Origin of the sequence: Streptomyces sp. LUP30, assembly GCF_001746365.1 — a bacterium.
Classification (GTDB): Bacteria; Actinomycetota; Actinomycetes; order Streptomycetales; family Streptomycetaceae; genus Streptomyces.
The window spans coordinates 43,431-62,624 of sequence record NZ_MJAJ01000040.1 but is presented as its reverse complement, the minus strand read 5'-3'; the positions used below and the strand labels follow the sequence as shown (position 1 = coordinate 62,624).

Genomic DNA, 19,194 nt, shown 5'->3' with positions numbered 1-19,194 from the left:
GCGCCCTGGTACTGCTCTGCGTACGCGCGTCCTTCGCGTACGTCGTCGGCGTGACCGGGTGCGCGGCCCTGGCCCGCCACCCCCGATCCTCCCACGTCCCGGCCCCGAAGCCGGTCGCCGGTCCAGCAAGCGGACGGCGGGACGCCCGGGTCGGTCACGGGCGGTGCGGCGCTCGGCGGGAGGCGAGGGCCCGCTCGCCCGCCCGGCGCATGGCCTCCACCGGGGCCGGGGCGCGACCGGTCATCTGCTCCACCTGGAGCACGGCCTGGTGCACCAGCAGGTCGAGGCCGCTGACCACGGCGCCGCCGAACATGGACCAGCGCGCGGCCAGCTCGGTCGGCCAGGGGTCGTAGAGCACGTCGAAGAGGGTGGCGGGGCGCTCCGGCACGGACGCGGCGAGGGCGTCCGTGGCCCCGGCCGGGGTGGTCGCGACGACCAGCGGGAAGTTCAGCGCGTCGGCGGCGTCCGCCCAGTCGGCGATCAGGATCTCGACGTCGAGCCGCTCGCCCCACTGCCGCATCTCGGCCGCGCGGGCCTCGCTGCGCACGTAGGCGACGATCCGACCGGTGCAGACCCGGGTGAGCGCGGCCAGGGCGGAGGACGCGGTGGCGCCGGCGCCGAGGATCGCGGCCGACTCGACCTGTTCGATTCCGCGCTCGCGCAGCGCGTCGACCATGCCGGGGACGTCGGTGTTGTCGCCGAGCCGACGGCCGTCCTCGGTGAACACGAGGGTGTTGACCGCCTCGACGGAGGCCGCGGTCTCGCTGATCTCGTCGAGCAACGGGATGACCGCGCGCTTCAGCGGCATGGTCAGCGACAGACCGGTCCACTCGGCGCCCAGCCCGTCGAGGAAGGCGGCCAGGGCATCCTCGTCGACGTCGAATCGGTCGTACGTCCAGCCGGTGAGTTCCAGCGCCTCGTACGCGGCACGGTGCAGCGCCGGGGAGAGGGAGTGGGCGATGGGGCTGCCGAGCACGGCGGCCCGGCGGGCGTCAGTTGCCCGAGCTGGCATCGAACTTTTCCTTGAGTCGCTTGAATTCGGCGTAGGTCTTGGCGAATTCGGTGTTGCTCTTGCCGTCGGTGGCCACGAAGTAGATCCAGCCGTCGGAGGTCGGATTCAGCGTGGCCTTCAGCGCGTCCTCACCGGGGTTGCCGATCGGACCGGGAGGCAGGCCCCTGTTGGTGTAGGTGTTGTACGGGTCCTTGTTGCTGTTGATCTCGGACTCGCTGATGTGGATCTTGCTCTCGCCCTTCAGGTAGTTAAAGGTCGAGTCGAACTGCAGCAACTGGTTGGTCTGGTCGTTGGTGGGCTTGAGGCGGTTGTAGACGACCTCCGCCATCTTGCGGTAGTCGTCGTGCGTCTTGCCCTCGGCCTGGACCAGGCTGGCGACCGTGATGACCTGGAGCGGACTCTCCAGCTTGAGCGCCTTGGCCTTGGCCACGAAGTCGTACCTGCCGTACACGTCGTTGGCGTGGTCGACCATCGCCTTGAGGACCGTCTCCGGCTTCATGCCCTTGGCGGCCCCGTAGGTGCCCGGGAAGAGGAAGCCCTCCAACGGGTCCTTGATCTCCCTGTTGTCGTCGGCCCACTTGGGTAGCCCGAGCGTCGCGTACTTGCTCTCCGCGACCTTCCGGGTGGCGCCCTCGGCGAGGCCGAGTTTCGCGTCGATGCTCCGGTAGACCGCCACGTTCCGCTGCCCCGGCGTCACCAGCACGTTGGCCTGGCTCTTGGGGTCGAGCATCATCGCGACGGCGCTCTTCGCGGACATCTGCTTCTTCAGGATGTACGCACCCGCCTGGATCTTGCCCCCGTCCGGATTGGACGTGCACGCGGACACGAAGGCGTCGACGCTCTTGACGACGCCGGCCTCCTTCAGCAGACGGCCGATGTCCGCGCCGCCCGAGCCTTTGGGAACCTCCACGCTCACGGTCTGGCCGGTGCCCCCGCCGGCGAAGTCCGGAGCCGCGCTGTAACGATTCTTGTAGTAGTGGTACCCGACGTAGCCGACGCCTCCGATGCCGCCCGCGAACACCAGGACGACGATCAGACAGGCGCAGCCGTTGCGGCTCTTCTTCTTGCTCTTCGTGCCCTTCGCGCCTTTGCCTGCGCGGCTTCGGCGCTTCCCGCGGTCCGACTCCTCGTCGTCCTCGTCGTCGGCATCGGCGTCGCCGCCCGCGAAGAACGCGTGCTCCCCCTGGTCGGGTCCCGGATCCCAGTCGGTGTTCTGCTCGGATCCGGACTCCGGCGCCGCCTCGGGCTCCGGTTCGGCTTCGGGCTCGGGCTCGGGCCGGCGCCGGGCGGGCGGCTCGGGCGGCGGATACGCGTCCGGAGTGCCGTAGAAGTCCGGCTGTTCCGCGCCGTAGGCGGCGGCCTGCTGGCCGTAGGGGTCACCGGGGTCGGCCGCGTAGGGGACGTGGGCATGCGTGCCCGTCCCGTCCCAGCCGCCCTCCTGGTACCCCTCGTGGTAGCCGTGCTGCTGGTTCTGGTGCTGCTGGTTCTGATGGGCGTACTGCTGCTGTCCCTGATCGCCGTACTGCTGCTGGCCTTGATCGGGGTACTGCTGCTGGCCTTGATCGGGGTACTGCTGCTGGCCCGGATCGGTGTACTGCTGCTGGCCGTAGCCCTGGTACTGCGGGTCGTACGGGGCCTGTTGCCGGTCGTACTGCTGCCCCTGGCCCCAGTCTCCGTACTCTGACTGCTGAGGGTGCTGCGGGTGCTGAGGGTCCTGCTGCTGCGGGTAGTGGTGCTGCTGCTGGCCGCCGTAGGCAGGCTGATGACCCGTGGGGGCCTGCTGCCCTTCCCATCCGCCGTCCCCGTACAACGGGTCCTCCGGATGCCACGGTTCGGAGCCTGGGCCCCGGCCATACTCAGTCATCGATCCCCTAGAGCCGCAAGGCGGCGATCACTCGGCCTTCGCGGGCCCATCACCGTTCCGCCTCTCTCTGTGCGGCGGCTGTTCGAACACCGCCACATCGCGCGGAACGTTACCGTATCGCGATCAGATGACCACTTCGACGCCCTCGCCCGGTGCTTTGCCTGACACTCGTTCGGATTCCAGCGCCTGCTGCAGGATGATCACAGCGGCTGCCTGGTCGATCACCGACCGGCCCTTCTTCGCCTTCACGCCTGAGGCACGCAGTCCCTGACTGGCCGTCACGGTCGTCATCCTCTCGTCCACCAGACGTACGGATACGGGCGCGATTCTGTTCGCCAGCTCCTGTGCGAATCCGCGCACCTTCACCGCGGCGGGCCCCTCGCCCCCCTTGAGGGAGCGAGGGAGACCGACGACGACCTCGATCGGCTCGTACTCCTCGACCAGCTGTGACAGCCGCCGATGAGCCGCCGGGACGTCCCGGCCGGGGACCGTCTCCACCGGAGTGGCGAGGATCCCGTCGGGGTCGCACGAGGCGACCCCGATCCGGGCGTCCCCGACGTCGATCGCGAGTCGACGGCCCTTGCGCATCGGCTCGCTCACTTGGCCGTTTCCGCCACGAGGCGCTCGACGGCGTCCACGGCCTCGCCGACGGCGGCCGCGTTCTGGCCGCCGCCCTGAGCGACGTCCGGCTTGCCGCCACCGCCGCCGCCGAGCGTCTTGGCGGCCGTACGGACCAGCTCGCCGGCCTTGAGACCACGCTCACGGGCGGCCTCGTTGGTGGCGATGACCGTCAGCGGCTTGCCGTTGTTCACCGTGAACAGGGCGACCACCGCGGCCCGGCCGCCCTGGATGCGGCCGCGCACGTCGAGAACCAGCCTGCGCAGGTCGTCCGGCGTGGTGCCGTCCGGGACCTGGCCGGTGACGACGGCGATGCCGCGGACGTCCTTGGCGGAGTCCACGAGACCCGCGGCGGCCTGCAGTACCTTCTCGGCGCGGAACTTCTCGATCTCCTTCTCGGCGTCCTTCAGCTTGCCGAGCATGGCGGAGACCTTCTCCGGGAGCTCCTCGGGACGTCCCTTGATCAGCTCCTGGAGCTGGGCGACGACCGTGTGCTCACGGGCGAGGAAGTTGTAGGCGTCGACGCCGACGAGGGCCTCGATCCGGCGCACGCCGGAACCGATGGACGACTCTCCCAGCAGCTTGACCAGTCCGAGCTGAGCGGTGTTGTGCACATGCGTGCCGCCGCACAGCTCCTTGGAGAAGTCGCCGATGGTGACGACGCGGACGCGCTCGCCGTACTTCTCGCCGAACTCGGCGATGGCGCCCTGCTTCTTGGCCTCGTCGATGCCCATGACCTCGGCCTGGACGTCGAGTTCGCGGGCCAGCACCTCGTTGATCTTCTGCTCGACGTCGGTCATCACGGCCGTCGGAACGGCGGCCGGGGAGCCGAAGTCGAAGCGGAAGCGGCCGGGCTGGTTCTCGGAACCGGCCTGGGCGGCCGTCGGACCGAGGGCGTCCCGCAGCGCCTGGTGGGTGAGGTGGGTGGCGGAGTGGGCGCGGGCGATGGCCGTGCGGCGACGCCGGTCGATCGAGGCGTGGGCCTTGGCGCCGACCGTGACCTCGCCGACCTGGACGACGCCCTTGTGGACGTACACGCCGGGAACCGGCTTCTGGGTGTCGCGGATCTCGACGATCGCGCCGGTGTCCAGCCTGATCCGGCCGGTGTCGCCGATCTGGCCGCCGCCCTCGGCGTAGAACGGGGTGCGGTCGAGGACGATCTCGACCTCGTCGCCCTCGGTGGCGGCGGGCGAGGAGGCCCCGTCGACGAGGATGCCGACGATCGTCGACTCGGCCTCGGTGTCGGAGTAGCCGATGAAGTCGGTCGCCCCGGCCTGGTCGGCGATCTCGCGGTAGGCGCCCACACCGGCGTGGCCGGTCTTCTTGGCCTGGGCGTCGGCCTTGGCCTTGTCCCGCTGCTCCTTCATCAGACGGCGGAAGCCGTCCTCGTCCACGGAGAGGCCCTGCTCGGCGGCCATCTCGAGGGTGAGGTCGATCGGGAAGCCCCAGGTGTCGTGGAGCAGGAAGGCCTTGTCGCCGGCGAGGACCGCGCCGCCGGACTGCTTCGTCTCGCTGATGGCCGTGTCGAGGATGTTCGTGCCGGCCTTCAGGGTCTTGAGGAAGGCGGCCTCCTCGGCGAGGGCCACCGTCTCGATGCGCTGCCGGTCGGTGACGAGCTCCGGGTACTGCTGACCCATCATCTCGATGACGGTGTCGATGAGGTCCTTGACGACCGGACCGGTGGCGCCGAGGAGGCGCATGTTGCGGATGGCGCGGCGCATGATGCGGCGCAGCACGTAGCCGCGGCCCTCGTTGCCGGGGGTGACGCCGTCGCCGATGAGCATCACGGACGTGCGCATGTGGTCGGTGACCACGCGCAGGGAGACGTCCGAGTCGTGGGCACGGCCGTACTCGACGCCGGTCAGCTCGGTGGCCTTCTTGATGACGGCCATGGAGGTGTCGATCTCGTACATGTTCTGCACGCCCTGCAGAATCATGGCGAGGCGCTCCAGGCCGAGGCCCGTGTCGATGTTCTTGCTCGGCAGCTCGCCCAGGATCTCGAAGTTGTCCTTGCCGATGCCCTCGCCGCGCTCGTACTGCATGAAGACGAGGTTCCAGATCTCCACGTACCGCTCGTCGTTGACGGCCGGGCCGCCCTCGACGCCGAACTCGGGGCCGCGGTCGTAGTTGATCTCGGAACACGGTCCGCAGGGGCCGGGGACGCCCATGGACCAGTAGTTGTCCTTCATGCCGAGGCGCTGGATGCGCTCCTTGGGCACACCGACGACGTCGTGCCAGATGCGCTCGGCCTCGTCGTCGTCCTTGTAGACGGTGATCCAGAGCCGCTCCGGATCCAGGCCGTAACCGCCCTTGTCCTGGGGCGTGGTGAGCAGCTCCCAGGCGTACTTGACGGCGCCTTCCTTGAAGTAGTCGCCGAAGGAGAAGTTGCCGCACATCTGGAAGAACGTGCCGTGGCGGGTGGTCTTGCCGACCTCTTCGATGTCGGGCGTGCGCACGCACTTCTGCACGCTGGTGGCGCGCGACCACGGCGGCTTGACCTCGCCGAGGAAGTACGGCTTGAAGGGGACCATGCCGGCGGGGACCAGGAGCAGAGTCGGGTCGTCCGCGATGAGCGACGCCGAAGGGACGACGGTGTGCCCGCGCTCCTCGTAGAAGCTCAGCCAGCGGCGGCGAATCTCGGCCGACTCCATCAGTGGTCCTCATTCCGGTTGTACGGGTTCTTCTGCTGCGAGTACGTCGTGTTCTCGATGGCGGGATACCGCCTGGGCGCGGGGAGCGCGGGGTCCTCGTGGATCCCGAGAGCCTCCCCGAGTTCTGCCTCGCGCTGGGCCATGTTGTCGCGCACGTCGAGCGCGAAGCCGACCGCGCGGTCCTTGAGGCGTGCTCCCGTCTCGAGCGCCTTGTTGGCCGCGGCGGCGGCGAGGCTCTCGGGGGTCAGCTGCCTGAGCTTGCGGTTGACCTTGGTGGTGGCCCAGACACCGGCGGCCACGCCCGTGCTGAACCAGAAGGTGCGGCGGAACATCGCTGGCTCTCAGTCCCTCTTTCCACGGGGCTTGCGCTTCTCCCGCCGGGAGACCGTGCGGCCCACGATCACGGTACGCCGGGGGTCCCCGGCGGGCAGGTCGTCCTTGCGGCCGCCGAGGGCTCGCCGGACGCCGTAGCCGAAGGCGGCGACCTTCACCAGGGGGCCGCCGAAGGTGGAGGCGACCGTGGTGGACAGCGCCGAGGCGTTCGACGTGACTTCCTGGACGTCGGTGGCGATCGCGTCGACCCGGTCGATCTGGGTCTGTGCGGAGCGCACCGCCGCGGAGGCGTCGGCGAGCAGCGGGACGGCCTGTTCGGTGACGTCCGCGACGAGTCTGGTCGTCGCCCTGAGCGTCTGGGCCAGCCTCGCCAGCGCGACGGCGAGGAAGGAGACCAGGATCGCCCAGAACACGGCCACCAGGATGCCGGCCACCTCTCCACCGGACACTGCGCACCCGCTCCCTGTGCTGACGGACAGCTGTCTCTGCAGCTTCTCTGGAGGCGAGCCTATCGCGCCGACGCCGCCGGTCCGTACCGGATTAGGGGTGCGCGAAGGCCCGCCGCCCCGCCCGCCCCGAAGGGCGGGAGGACGACGGGCCTCGAGCGCGGAAGTCCTGCGACGGCCGCGGAACCGATCCGGGTGGGGATCAGCGGGCGTAGTACTCGACGACGAGCTGCTCGTCGCAGATCACGGGGATCTCCTTGCGGTTCGGCTCGCGGTCCAGGCGGAACGCCAGGGCGCCGAGGTTCACCTGGAGGTAGCGCGGGGTCTCGCCGTCGGGGGCGAAGCCACCGGCGCGGGCGACCTCGAACAGCGTCTTGCCGCGGCTGCGCTCGCGGACCATCACGACGTCGTCGGGACGGACGCGGAAGGAGGGCTTGTCGACCTTCTGGCCGTTGACCTCGATGTGGCCGTGGACGACCATCTGGCGGGCCTGGTAGATCGTGCGGGCGATGCCCGAACGCAGGACCAGGGCGTCGAGACGGCGCTCGAGCTCGATGATCAGGGCCTCACCGGTCTTGCCCTGGACCTTGGAGGCACGCTCGTAGGCGCGGACGAGCTGACGCTCGGACACGTCGTACTGCGCGCGCAGACGCTGCTTCTCGAGCAGACGGACCTTGTAGTCCGAGTTCTGCTTGCGGCCACGACCGTGCTCGCCCGGCGGGTAGGGACGGGCCTCGAAGTACTTGACGGCCTTCGGGGTGAGCGCGATGCCGAGGGCACGCGACTTCTTGACCTTGGGGCGGGACTGGTTCGCCACTGTCTCTCATTTCCTGGTTTCGGCTTGTCAGGGTGGAGGGAGGTCGCAATCCGCAGCCGGGGAAACCCGTCGGGTCCGCATGGGACCTGTCGGGCAGCCGCTCCCCTGGTCTGGGCACATACGTGCAGCACGCGAGTGGCCCACCGACCGTTCCCGGAAGCCGGGTGGTGGTGGGCTGCCCGCGACACCTTCGACGGTGCGCGACGCTCCTTGGAGCCGGTCCGAAGACCGGTTGCCGGCCCGAAGACCGGCGCTCCGGCTGACTGTCCCGTTCTGACTGCACGGGACGCAGCACTTCGGGCGAGTCTACAGGGTGCTCAGGACCCCTTGCGACCGAGGCGCTGCCGGGTCCATTCGACGGCGTCCGCGTAGCGGGCCTCGGCTCCGTGCCGGGTGGGCGTGTAGTACTCCCGGCCGTGGACCGCGTCCGGGGCGTACTGCTGGGCGGCGATGCCCTCCGGCAGGTCGTGCGGATACACGTACCCCTGCGCGTGGCCCAGCTTGGCGGCGCCCTTGTAGTGCCCGTCCCGCAGGTGCGGCGGGACGGGCCCGGCCAGTCCCTTGCGGACGTCCTCCAGGGCGGCGCCGATCGCCGTCGTCGCGGCGTTGGACTTGGGGGCCAGGGCGAGGGCGATCGTGGCGTGGCTGAGGGTGAGGGCCGCTTCGGGGAAGCCGATCATCGCGACGGCCTGGGCGGCGGCGACCGCGACGGGCAGGGCGTTCGGATCGGCGAGGCCGATGTCCTCGCTGGCGGAGATCATCAGGCGGCGGGCGATGAAGCGGGGGTCCTCGCCGGCCTCGATCATGCGGGCCAGGTAGTGCAGGGCGGCGTCGACGTCCGAGCCCCGGATGGACTTGATCAGGGCGCTGGCGACGTCGTAGTGCTGGTCGCCGTCCCGGTCGTACTTCACCGCCGCGCGGTCGACGGTCTGTTCCAGCGTCTGAAGGCTGATCTCCGCCTCGTCCTGGTCGAGGGCGGCGCCTGCGGCGGCCTCCAGGGCGGTCAGTGCCCGCCGGGCGTCGCCGCCGGCGATGCGCAGCAGGTGGGCCTCGGTCTCCTCGGGAAGGGTGACGGCTCCCTTGAGGCCGCGCTCGTCGGCCAGGGCGCGCCGGACGAGGGCGCGCAGGTCGTCGTCCGTGAGGGGTTCGAGGGTCAGCAGGAGGGAGCGGGACAGCAGCGGGGAGATGACCGAGAAGTAGGGGTTCTCGGTGGTCGCCGCGATCAGTGTCACCCAGCGGTTCTCGACGGCCGGGAGGAGGGAGTCCTGCTGGGCCTTGCTGAAGCGGTGGATCTCGTCGAGGAAGAGGACGGTCTCCTTGCCGAATCCGCCGATGGCGCGGCGGGCGCCGTCGATGACCGCGCGGACCTCCTTGACGCCGGCGGTGATGGCCGACAGTTCGACGAACCGCTTGTCGGTGGCCTTGGAGACGACGTACGCCAGGGTGGTCTTCCCCGTGCCCGGCGGTCCCCAGAGGATCACCGAGGAGGGGCCGGCCGGGCCCTTGGCGCCGTCGCCGACCAGGCGGCGCAGAGGCGAGCCGGGTTTCAGCAGGTGCTGCTGGCCCACCACCTCGTCGAGGGTGCGCGGGCGCATCCGGACCGCCAGGGGGCTCCCGGCGGGGTCCTTCTCCTGGCGGTCTTCCGCTGCAGCGGTGAACAGGTCGGGCTCCACACGTCGGAGCCTACGTCAGGGGTCTGACACTCCTGTCCGGCGTCCGGTCCGGTGCTCCGCGGGTCGCCCGGTGCGGCAACGGGCTCAGGCCCAGAGGTCGGCGCCCCAGCGGGTGAGGATCAGCATGGCGATGATGCCGACATGGGTGGCCGGCAGGACCCAGGTGAACTCGCCGAAGAACCGCTTGAGCCCGTCCGGCGCGGGCAGGAAGCCGTTGCGCAGGTTGAACGAGGTGACGTACCAGAACATGGTGATCGTCGCGACCCAGGCCAGCGAGCACCACAGGCACAGGGCGTTGATGTTGTACAGCGACTGGTACTGCAGCCAGGTGACGAAGCCCACGCCGAAGAGCGTGCCGAAGTTGAAGGTGAGCCAGTACCAGCGCGGGAAGCGGGCGCCGGCCAGCAGGCTCATGCCGACGCAGATGACGATGCCGTAGGCGACCAGGCCGAGCATCGGGTTCGGGAACCCGAAGACGGAGGCCTGCTTGCTCTCCATGACGCTGCCACAGCTGATGATCGGGCTGATGCTGCAGCTGGGCGTGAAGGTCTTCCCCTCGGCCTTGGCCTCGAGGATCTTCATCTTGTCGATCGTGATGACCCAGGCGGCGAGCAGGCCGGCCGCACCGGTGATCAGCAGCAGGATCGCGAAGGCACGGCTGCCGCCCACGTTCCGTGGCTCCGTCGCGGCGACGCGCTCGGGCTCGGACTCCGTGGAGACGTCTTTGACTGTCGTCTTGCTCATCACGCCGATCCGTCACTTGAGAGTTGGACCATCTTCGGGCAGGGGCCTATTGTGCCGCACCGGACCGTGTCTCCACCGTTCGGCGGACATAAGGAAGTACGTGCGGCGGGCCCGGAGCGTTCGGTTTCGGCCGATGGACGAAGCCGGACAGCACACGCGAACGAAGGGTGCCGGATCGCACGACCCGGCACCCCGGAGGCCCTGGCTCCGGGCCGGACGGCCTAGCCCAGCCTCGACTCCAGCTCGGCCACGATCTCGTTCACGCCGATCGCCCTCTGCTCGCCGGACTCCATGTCCTTGAGCTGGACGACGCCCTCGGCGAGGTCGCGTTCACCGGCCACGACCGTGTAGCGGGCGCCGCTGCGGTTGGCGTTCTTCATGGCGCCCTTGAGCCCCTTGGCGCCGTAGGAGAAGTCGGCCGCGACACCGAGCTTGCGCAGCTCGGTGACCTTCGCGAAGAGCACCCTGCGGGCCTCCTCGCCGAGCGGCACGGCGAACACGGACGTCACGGCGGGCAGCTCCAGCTCCACGCCCTCCGCCTCCAGCGCCAGCACCGTGCGGTCGACGCCCAGCGCCCAGCCCACCGACGGCAGCGCGGGACCGCCGATCATCTCGGAGAGTCCGTCGTAGCGGCCGCCGCCGCCCACCGCGGACTGCGAGCCCAGTCCGTCGTGGACGAACTCGAAGGTCGTGCGGGTGTAGTAGTCGAGGCCGCGGACCAGCTTCGGGTCGTCCTCGAAACCGACGCCCGCCGCCGTGATCAGCTCACGGACCTCCTCGTGGTACGCCTTGCAGGCGTCGCAGAGGTAGTCGCGCAGCAGCGGAGCGTCGCCGAGCTGCTTCTGGACCGACTCGCGTTTGTCGTCCAGGACCCGCAGCGGGTTGATCTCCGCGCGGCGCAGCGTGTCCTCGTCGAGGTCCAGACTCCGCAGGAAGTTCTGCAGCGCCTCCCGGTACACCGGGCGGCACTCCTTGTCGCCGAGGCTGTTGAGCAGGATGCGGAAGTTCCGCAGCCCCAGCGAGCGGTACGCCTGGTCCGCCAGGATGATCAGCTCGGCGTCCAGTGCCGGGTCCTCGGCGCCGATCGCCTCCGCGCCCACCTGCGAGAAGTGCCGGTAACGGCCCTTCTGGGGGCGCTCGTAGCGGTAGTACGAGCCGGAGTACCAGAGCTTGACCGGCAGGTTGCCCGCCTTGTGCAGGTTGGCCTCGAGTGCGGCGCGCAGCACGGACGCCGTGCCCTCGGGACGCAGGGCGAGGCGGTCGCCGCCCTTGGTCTCGAAGGCGTACATCTCCTTCGTCACGATGTCGGTCGACTCGCCCACACCGCGCGCGAAGAGCTCCACGTTCTCGAAGCCGGGCGTCTCGATGTAGCCGTAGCCGGAGTTGCGCAGCGGCGCGGCGATGGCCTCGCGGACGGCGAGGTACTTGGCGCTGTCCGGCGGGATCAGGTCGTACGTGCCCTTGGGGGCCTGGAAGCTGCTCACGGAAGGTCTCTCGTCACATTCCTCGTCGGGGAGGGGTGTGGGAACCCTCTCCCTGGCCGCCGGCCGCCACCTGCCGCAGATACGGGTTGGCGGCGCGCTCCTGGCCGATGGTCGTCTGGGGGCCGTGGCCGGACAGCACCACGGTCGAGTCCTCGAGCGGCAGGCACACGCGGGCCAGCGAGTCGAGCATCTCGGCCATGTCGCCGCCGGGCAGGTCGGTGCGTCCGATGGAGCCGGCGAACAGCAGGTCCCCGGAGAAGAAGACCGACGGGACGTCGGCCGTCTCGGGCATCCGGAAGGTCACCGACCCCTTGGTATGGCCCGGCGCGTGCGCGACGGAGAACTCCAGACCGGCGAGGTCCAGCTTCACGCCGTCGGTCAGCTCACGGACGTCGTCCGGTTCGCCCACCGTCAGCTCGCCCATGAGGGGCATCCCGATGGACCGGCCGAGCGCCTTCTCCGGGTCGCTCATCATGTACCGGTCCTCGGGGTGGATCCAGGCCGGCACGTCGTGTGCGCCGCAGACCGGGACGACCGAGGCCACATGGTCGATGTGGCCGTGGGTGAGGACGACGGCGACGGGCTTGAGCCGATGCTTTCGGACGGCTTCCTCGACTCCTGGGGCAGCCTGGTGGCCCGGGTCGATGATCACGCACTCCTCACCGGCGGCGGGGGCGACGAGATAACAGTTCGTCCCCCAGGCCCCGGCGGGGAACCCGGCAATGAGCACGATCGTCCTTCGTTTGTGTCGATACGCGTGGGCTTCTGGCGGCTGCGCCAGTGGTCAGAGCCTACCGGCGCTGCCGTTTCCTCAGCGAACCCATATACGGTACGGGGCACACGCAGGCGGTCGGCTCACAAGACGCACGCGTCCCAGTCGACGTACGAGACGCATGAGGAGAGAATCCGGTGGTCACCCAGGAACAGCGGAAGCGTCAGCTCGCCCGGGAGAAGTTCTTGCGGCAGCAGCAGCGGCGGACGAGCGCCCGGCGCAAGGCGCGTATGCGCAACTCGGTGATCGCGTCGGTGCTCGGCGTGGTCGTCATCGGCAGCGTGGCGCTGTACACGACCGGTGTCCTCAAGGACGACGACAAGAAGGCGGCCGCGAGTTCGCAGACGTCGCCGTCGGCCGCGCCCAGCGCCGCGAAGGACCCGTGCGAGAAACCGGCCGCCGGGTCGGTGAAGACGCAGACCTGGAAGAAGGAGCCGGCGGTCGCGATCGACGAGTCGGCGAAGTACACGATGACGCTCTCGACGACCTGCGGCGACATCGGCATAGCGCTCAAGGCGAAGGCCGCGCCGCACACGGTGAACTCCTTCAGCTTCCTCGCCGGCAAGGGCTTCTTCGACCACACCAAATGCCACCGCCTGACCACCAACGGGATCTACGTGCTGCAGTGCGGCGACCCCACGGGCAGCGGCAGCGGCGGCCCCGGCTACACGATTCCGGACGAGAACCTGAAGGACGCCAGCCTCAAGGCGAACGTCTACCCGGCGGGCACGGTCGCGATGGCCAACACCGGTCAGGCGCACACCGGCGGCAGCCAGTTCTTCCTCGTCTACCAGGACAGTCAGCTGCCGCCCAGCTACACGCCGTTCGGGACGCTGACGGCCGACGGCATGAAGGTCCTGAAGAAGATCGCCGCCGCGGGCGAGAACTCCGGCGCCGGTGACGGGGCCCCCAACGCGACGGTCGTGATCAACAAGGCGACGGTCACGAAGTCCTGACGACGACCTGGCGAGAAGCCGACGACAAGGGGCGGTCAACTGCGCAATTTCGGTCGCGCTGGATGCGGACAGGCGACCCGCCGGTCGCCTATGTTGGCCGTGACGAAACTGTGGACGATGCCCAGGGGCGCCGAAGCCCCTCGGAGGCATCATGTGGAGGAGGCGCTGTGAGCAGCGACCCGTGGGGCCGCGTCGACGAGACGGGGACCGTGTACGTGCGTACGGCCGACGGCGAGCAGGTGGTCGGTTCCTGGCAGGCAGGCTCCCCCGAGGAGGCGCTGGCCTACTTCGAGCGCAAGTACGAGGGCCTGGTTGTCGAGATCGGCCTCCTCGAGAAGCGAGTGCAGACCACCGATCTGTCGGCCAAGGACGCGCAGGTCGCCATCGACCACATCCGCGAGCAGGTCGACGCGCATCACGCGGTCGGCGATCTGCAGGCGCTGCGGGAGCGGCTGGACAAGCTGGTGGCGACGGTCGAGTCGCGGCGCGAGGAGCGCAAGCAGCAGCGGGCCAAGCAGTCCGACGAGGCTCGTAAGGCCAAGGAGGACCTGGTCACCGAGGCGGAGCAGCTGGCGCAGTCCGACCAGTGGCGGGCCGCCGGCGAACGCCTGCGGGCGCTGGTGGACACCTGGAAGGGCCTGCCCCGGCTGGACCGCAAGTCGGACGACGAGCTGTGGCACCGGTTCTCGCACGCGCGCTCGGCGTTCTCCAAGCGCCGCAAGGCGCACTTCGCGCAGCTGGACGCGCAGCGCGAGGATGCCCGGCGCATCAAGGAGCGGCTGGTCTCCGAGGCCGAGGCGCTGTCCGGTTCGACGGACTGGGGTCCGACGGCGGCTCGCTACCGCGAGCTGATGGCGGAGTGGAAGGCGGCGGGCCGCGCCCAGCGCGAGCACGAGGACGACCTGTGGAACCGCTTCCGCGGCGCCCAGGACGTCTTCTTCGCCGCCCGCAGCTCGGTGTTCGCCGAACGGGACGCGGAGCAGACCGAGAACCTCAAGCTCAAGGAGGAGCTGGCCGAGGAGGCCGAGAAGCTCCTGCCGGTCGGCGACCTGAAGGCGGCGCGCGCCTCGTTCCGCACGATCAACGAGCGCTGGGAGGCCATCGGTCATGTGCCGCGCGACGCGCGGCCGAAGATCGAGGGCCGGATGCACGCGGTGGAGCGGGCGATCCAGGAGTCCGAGGAGACCGAGTGGCGTCGGACCAACCCGGAGGCACGCGCGCGTGCCGCGGGTCTGACCGGTCAGCTCCAGGCCGCCGTGGACAAGCTGAAGGGTCAGATCGAGCAGGCCCGCGCCCAGGGCAACTCCGCGCGGGCCGACAAGCTGGAGCGTGAGCTCGAGGGCCGTCAGGCGCTGCTGGACCAGGCGATGAAGGGTCTGCAGGAGTTCGGCGGCTGATCTCCGGCCGCCGTACGACGACAAGGCCCCCGTACCTCGTGTACGGGGGCCTCTCGTGTGCTCGGCTATGGCCTGCGGGCCGATGTCACCCGGTACACGTCGTAGACGCCCTCGACCCCGCGTACGGCCTTCAGGACGTGTCCCAGGTGCTTGGGGTCGCCCATCTCGAACGTGAAGCGGGAGGTGGCCACCCGGTCACGGGAGGTCTGGACGGCCGCGGAGAGGATGTTGACGTGCTGGTCGGAAAGCACCCGTGTGACGTCCGAGAGCAGTCGGGAGCGGTCCAGCGCCTCGACCTGGATGGCCACCAGGAAGACCGACGACTGCGTCGGCGCCCACTCGACGTCGAGGATGCGCTCCGGCTCCCGGGACAGTGACTCCACGTTGACGCAGTCGCTGCGGTGAACCGATACGCCGCTACCGCGCGTGACGAAGCCGATGATCGGGTCCCCGGGGACCGGGGTGCAGCAGCGGGCCAGTTTGACCCACACGTCGTCGACGCCCTTGACGACCACGCCCGGGTCCTGGTTGCTGCGCCGCTTGCGGCCCCGGGCATGGGAGGGCGGGACCGCCTCGTCCATCTCCTCGGAGGCCGCCTCCTCGCCGCCGAGCGCCTGCACCAGCTTCTGCACGACGTTCTGCGCGGCCACATGGCCCTCGCCGATCGCCGCGTACAGCGAGGAGATGTCCGGGTAGCGCATCTCGTGTGCGAGCGTGACGAGGGAGTCGCCGGTGAGGATGCGCTGGATCGGGAGGTTCTGCTTGCGCATGGCGCGCGCGATGGCGTCCTTGCCCTGCTCGATCGCCTCGTCGCGGCGCTCCTTGGAGAACCAGGCGCGGATCTTGTTGCGGGCGCGCGGCGACTTGACGAAGTTCAGCCAGTCCCGGGACGGTCCGGCGCCGGCCGCCTTGGAGGTGAAGACCTCCACCAGGTCGCCGTTGTCCAGGGTCGACTCCAGTGGCACCAGACGCCCGTTGACCCGGGCTCCTATCGTGCGGTGGCCCACCTCGGTGTGGACGGCGTAGGAGAAGTCCACCGGCGTGGCGCCGGCCGGCAACGCTATGACGTCGCCCTTGGGGGTGAAGACGAAGACCTCGTTGCGCGACAGGTCGAAGCGCAGGGACTCCAGGAACTCGCCGGGGTCCTCGGTCTCCTTCTGCCAGTCCAGGAGCTGGCGCAGCCACGCCATGTCGTTGAGGTGGTCGTCCTTGCCGGTGGTCCTCGGCTGGTCCGAGCGCACCTTGGAGGCGCCGGCGACGGCCTCCTGCTTGTACTTCCAGTGCGCGGCGATGCCGTACTCGGCGCGGCGGTGCATGTCGAACGTGCGGATCTGGAGTTCGACCGGCTTGCCGTTGGGGCCGATGACCGTCGTGTGCAGCGACTGGTACATGTTGAACTTGGGCATCGCGATGTAGTCCTTGAACCGGCCGGGGACCGGGTTCCATCGCGCGTGCACGGTGCCGAGGGCCGCGTAGCAGTCGCGGACGGTGTCCACGAGGACGCGGATGCCCACCAGGTCGTAGATCTCCGCGAAGTCACGGCCGCGGACGATCATCTTCTGGTAAACGCTGTAGTAGTGCTTCGGGCGGCCGGTGACGGTCGCCTTGATGCGGGCGGCGCGCAGGTCGGCCTGGACCTCGTCGGTCACTATGGCCAGGTACTCGTCACGCTTGGGCGCTCTTTCGGCCACCAGCCGTACGATCTCGTCGTACATCTTGGGGTAGAGGATCGCGAAGGCGAGGTCCTCCAGTTCCCACTTGATGGTGTTCATGCCGAGGCGGTGGGCGAGGGGCGCGTAGATCTCCAGCGTCTCGCGCGCCTTCTTCTCCTGCTTCTCGCGCTTGAGGTAACGCATGGTGCGCATGTTGTGCAGCCGGTCGGCGAGCTTGATGACCAGGACACGCGGGTCCTTGGCCATGGCGACGACCATCTTGCGCACGGTCTCGGCCTGCGCGGCCTCGCCGAACTTGACCTTGTCGAGCTTGGTGACACCGTCGACCAGGAGGGCGACCTGGTCGCCGAAGTCGCGGCGCAGGTCCTCCAGGCCGTACTCGGTGTCCTCGACGGTGTCGTGCAGCAGGCCGGCCATGAGCGTCGCCGGGTCCATGCCCAGCTCGGCGAGGATCGTCGTCACCGCGAGCGGGTGGGTGATGTAGGGGTCGCCGCTCTTGCGCTTCTGCCCTCGGTGCCAGCGCTCGGCGACCTGGTAGGACTTCTCGATCTGGCGCAGCGTCGCCGTCTCGATCTTGGGGTCGTTGCTGCGCACTATCCGCAGCAGGGGCTCCAGGACCGGGTTGTACGGGTTCTGGCGCTGGACGCCGAGCCGGGCGAGACGGGCGCGGACGCGGTTGGAGGAGCCGGAGCGGGCGGGCGGCTGCGCGGCGGCGGCCGGACGGGCGGGCGGTGCGGCCGAGGAGGGCTCGGGCGGGGCCGGCTTGGGCCGCGGCTGCTCGTCCGGCTTGTCGACGGGCGCGGAACGGTCGTGCTCGACCGGCCCGCGGGCGTCGTCCTGCGCCTGCGACGCGGGCTCAGCCGCGGGGCCCGAGGCGGACTCGGGCTTGGCGGCGGTCAGGTGCTGGGCCTCGTCTGGCAAGAGGACTCCTCGTACGCGATCCGGGTCCCCGGTCAGGCTCCGGAGCACCCATCGTAGCGATCCTGGGCTCCAGGATCGCCTTCAGGCCGATGAGAGGGCCTTCGGCTGGAGGAAACGCGAGGGGCGGGCGCCGGATTCCTCCGGCAGCCCGCCCGCTCGCGTACGGCACTCGTCAGATCGTGAGCAGTGACTCCAGGGGAGCTCCGCCGAGGGCCGCCTCCAGCCGGGGCCGGCCCGCGAGGAAGCCCAGCTCCATCAGGACGGCGACGCCCGCGACCTCGGCGCCCGCCCGGTGGATGAGCTGGATCGACGCCTCTGCGGTGCCGCCGGTGGCCAGGACGTCGTCGACGATGAGCACCCGGTCGCCGGTGCTCAGGTCCTCCGCGTGCACCTCGATCTCGGCCGAGCCGTACTCCAGGTCGTAGGCCTGGCCGAGGGTCGCTCCGGGGAGCTTGCCCGCCTTGCGCACGGGGATGAAGCCGAGGCCCGCGCGGACGGCGACCGGGGCGCCCAGGATGAAGCCCCGGGCCTCCAGACCGACGATCTTGGTGGCGCCGGTGCGGACGGCGATCTCCGCGAAGGCGTCGGTGAGCGCGGTGAACGCCGCCGGGTCCGCCAGGAGCGGGGTGATGTCCTTGAACATCACGCCCGGCTCCGGGTAGTCGGCCACGTCACGGATACGGCTGAGCAGCAGCGTGGCGGTGTCGGTTGTCTCGGTCACCGGCGCTTCCCCGAGGGACGGCCGCGGCCGCGGCCACGGGACGAGGGCTGGTTGCGCGGTCCGACGACCGCCGGCGTGGCGTCCTCCGGCTCGTCGTCGTAGTCGTCGGCGCGGGGCGCCTCGGCCGCCTCGGGCTCGTTGCCGCCCTGGGCGCGCTTGGCCAGGACACGCTTCCTCAGCGCCTTGATCTGCGGCTCGCGCTCCTTGAGGTCGGCGACGAGCGGCGTGGCGATGAAGATCGAGGAGTAGGCGCCGGCGGCGAGACCCACGAACAGCGACAGCGAGATGTCGTTGAGCGTGCCCGCGCCGAGGAAGCCGCCGCCGATGAACAGCAGGCCCGCGACCGGCAGCAGCGCGACGACCGTCGTGTTGATCGAACGGACCAGGGTGCCGTTGATCGAACGGTTGGCGATCTCGCTGTAGGTGAAGCGGGTCTGCTTGGTGAGGTCCTTCGTCTGTTCCTTGAGGGAGTCGAAGACGACGACCGTGTCGTACAGCGAGTAACCGAGGATGGTCAGCAGACCGATCACCGTGCCGGGCGTGACCTCGAAGCCGACGAGGGCGTAGATGCCGACGGTGATGGTGATGTCGTGGATCAGGGCGACGAGCGCCGCGATGGCCATGCGCCACTCGAAGGCGATCGCCAGGTAGATCACGACCAGCACCATGAAGATCGCCAGGCCCTGCCAGGCCTTGTTGGCGATCTGGTCGCCCCAGCTGGGACCGACCAGTTCCGCGGTGATCGTCTCCGGGTCGGCCTTGAAGTCCTGGGCGAGCTCGGACTTGATCTTGCTGGACTGCTGGATGTCCATGCCGGCGATCTGGATGCGCAGCGTGCCGTTGCCCAGCTTCTGCACGACCGCGTCGTGGCCGGACGCCGACTTCGCGTACTCCTCGGCCTGGGAGACGGAGGCGCTGGTCTTCTCCGTGGTGAAGACGGCGCCGCCCTGGAAGTCGATGCCCATGTTCAGGCCGCGCACCGCCAGGCCGAGGATGGCCGTGATGGTGATCAGGATCGAGATGCCGTACCAGAGCTTGCGGTGGCCGATGAAGTCATAGCTGACCTCGCCACGGTGCAGTCGGGCGCCGAGATTGCCGAGTTTCGACATCGC

General features: G+C 69.7%; 16 protein-coding genes. 2 read left to right on the top strand and 14 right to left on the bottom strand.

Features of this window, described 5'->3' with window-relative positions; all coding sequences use genetic code 11:
- Window positions 1-154: 154 nt before the first annotated feature.
- The 11 genes from BG482_RS27825 to BG482_RS27775 form a co-directional block, all read right to left on the bottom strand.
- On the bottom strand, window positions 155-1,012 hold the full coding sequence (locus BG482_RS27825; protein WP_069771905.1) for a shikimate dehydrogenase: 858 nt from the start codon (window positions 1,010-1,012) through the stop codon (window positions 155-157).
- Entirely contained in the window at window positions 993-2,876 is a 1,884-nt protein-coding gene (gene mltG / locus BG482_RS27820; protein ID WP_079142223.1) for an endolytic transglycosylase MltG, read from the bottom strand. Before mltG ends, BG482_RS27825 begins: the two co-directional genes overlap by 20 nt.
- Window positions 2,877-2,999: 123 nt before the next feature.
- Window positions 3,000-3,464 carry a Holliday junction resolvase RuvX gene (gene ruvX / locus BG482_RS27815; RefSeq protein WP_069771927.1) on the bottom strand — a complete coding sequence of 155 codons (465 nt, stop codon included), beginning with the start codon at window positions 3,462-3,464 and terminating at the stop codon, window positions 3,000-3,002.
- Between the two features lie 8 nt (window positions 3,465-3,472).
- A complete protein-coding gene (gene alaS, locus BG482_RS27810; RefSeq protein ID WP_069771903.1) occupies window positions 3,473-6,145 on the bottom strand; it encodes an alanine--tRNA ligase in 2,673 nt (890 codons plus the stop codon).
- Window positions 6,145-6,477: a hypothetical protein gene (locus BG482_RS27805; protein ID WP_069771902.1), complete on the bottom strand. Its 333-nt coding sequence runs from the start codon at window positions 6,475-6,477 to the stop codon at window positions 6,145-6,147. The genes alaS and BG482_RS27805 overlap by 1 nt, the downstream gene beginning before the upstream one ends.
- 9 nt (window positions 6,478-6,486) lie before the next feature.
- Window positions 6,487-6,927, bottom strand: a complete 441-nt coding sequence (locus tag BG482_RS27800; protein ID WP_069771901.1) for a DUF948 domain-containing protein — start codon at window positions 6,925-6,927, stop codon at window positions 6,487-6,489.
- 199 nt (window positions 6,928-7,126) lie between these two features.
- Window positions 7,127-7,741 carry a 30S ribosomal protein S4 gene (gene rpsD / locus BG482_RS27795; protein ID WP_069771900.1) on the bottom strand — a complete coding sequence of 205 codons (615 nt, stop codon included), beginning with the start codon at window positions 7,739-7,741 and terminating at the stop codon, window positions 7,127-7,129.
- Between the two features lie 317 nt (window positions 7,742-8,058).
- The gene (locus tag BG482_RS27790) at window positions 8,059-9,414 is read right to left on the bottom strand and encodes a replication-associated recombination protein A (protein WP_069771899.1); all 1,356 of its coding nucleotides are present in this window, start codon (window positions 9,412-9,414) and stop codon (window positions 8,059-8,061) included.
- Between the two features lie 84 nt (window positions 9,415-9,498).
- Window positions 9,499-10,158: a vitamin K epoxide reductase family protein gene (locus BG482_RS27785; protein WP_069771898.1), complete on the bottom strand. Its 660-nt coding sequence runs from the start codon at window positions 10,156-10,158 to the stop codon at window positions 9,499-9,501.
- 221 nt (window positions 10,159-10,379) lie between these two features.
- Window positions 10,380-11,642 (bottom strand): histidine--tRNA ligase, encoded by a 1,263-nt coding sequence (gene hisS / locus BG482_RS27780; protein WP_069771897.1) that lies wholly within the window; start codon window positions 11,640-11,642, stop codon window positions 10,380-10,382.
- Window positions 11,643-11,655: 13 nt separating this feature from the next.
- Window positions 11,656-12,372, bottom strand: coding sequence for an MBL fold metallo-hydrolase (locus BG482_RS27775; protein ID WP_069771896.1), 717 nt, complete (start codon window positions 12,370-12,372; stop codon window positions 11,656-11,658).
- A 179-nt stretch (window positions 12,373-12,551) separates the two neighbouring features.
- Here BG482_RS27775 and BG482_RS27770 point away from each other — a divergent pair, with 179 nt between their 5' ends.
- Both BG482_RS27770 and BG482_RS27765 read left to right on the top strand, forming a co-directional pair.
- Window positions 12,552-13,370, top strand: coding sequence for a peptidylprolyl isomerase (locus tag BG482_RS27770; protein ID WP_069771895.1), 819 nt, complete (start codon window positions 12,552-12,554; stop codon window positions 13,368-13,370).
- A gap of 167 nt (window positions 13,371-13,537) precedes the next feature.
- Entirely contained in the window at window positions 13,538-14,767 is a 1,230-nt protein-coding gene (locus BG482_RS27765; protein WP_069771894.1) for a DUF349 domain-containing protein, read from the top strand.
- Window positions 14,768-14,832: 65 nt separating this feature from the next.
- Here the strand turns inward: BG482_RS27765 and BG482_RS27760 are convergent, their stop codons facing one another.
- The 3 genes from BG482_RS27760 to secF all read right to left on the bottom strand — a co-directional run bounded on the left by BG482_RS27760 (window position 14,833) and on the right by secF (window position 19,191).
- Window positions 14,833-17,361, bottom strand: a complete 2,529-nt coding sequence (locus BG482_RS27760; protein ID WP_069771893.1) for a bifunctional (p)ppGpp synthetase/guanosine-3',5'-bis(diphosphate) 3'-pyrophosphohydrolase — start codon at window positions 17,359-17,361, stop codon at window positions 14,833-14,835.
- A gap of 172 nt (window positions 17,362-17,533) precedes the next feature.
- On the bottom strand, window positions 17,534-18,082 hold the full coding sequence (locus tag BG482_RS27755; protein ID WP_069771892.1) for an adenine phosphoribosyltransferase: 549 nt from the start codon (window positions 18,080-18,082) through the stop codon (window positions 17,534-17,536).
- Window positions 18,079-19,191 (bottom strand): protein translocase subunit SecF, encoded by a 1,113-nt coding sequence (gene secF, locus BG482_RS27750; RefSeq protein ID WP_069771891.1) that lies wholly within the window; start codon window positions 19,189-19,191, stop codon window positions 18,079-18,081. Before secF ends, BG482_RS27755 begins: the two co-directional genes overlap by 4 nt.
- Between the last annotated feature and the right edge of the window lie 3 nt (window positions 19,192-19,194).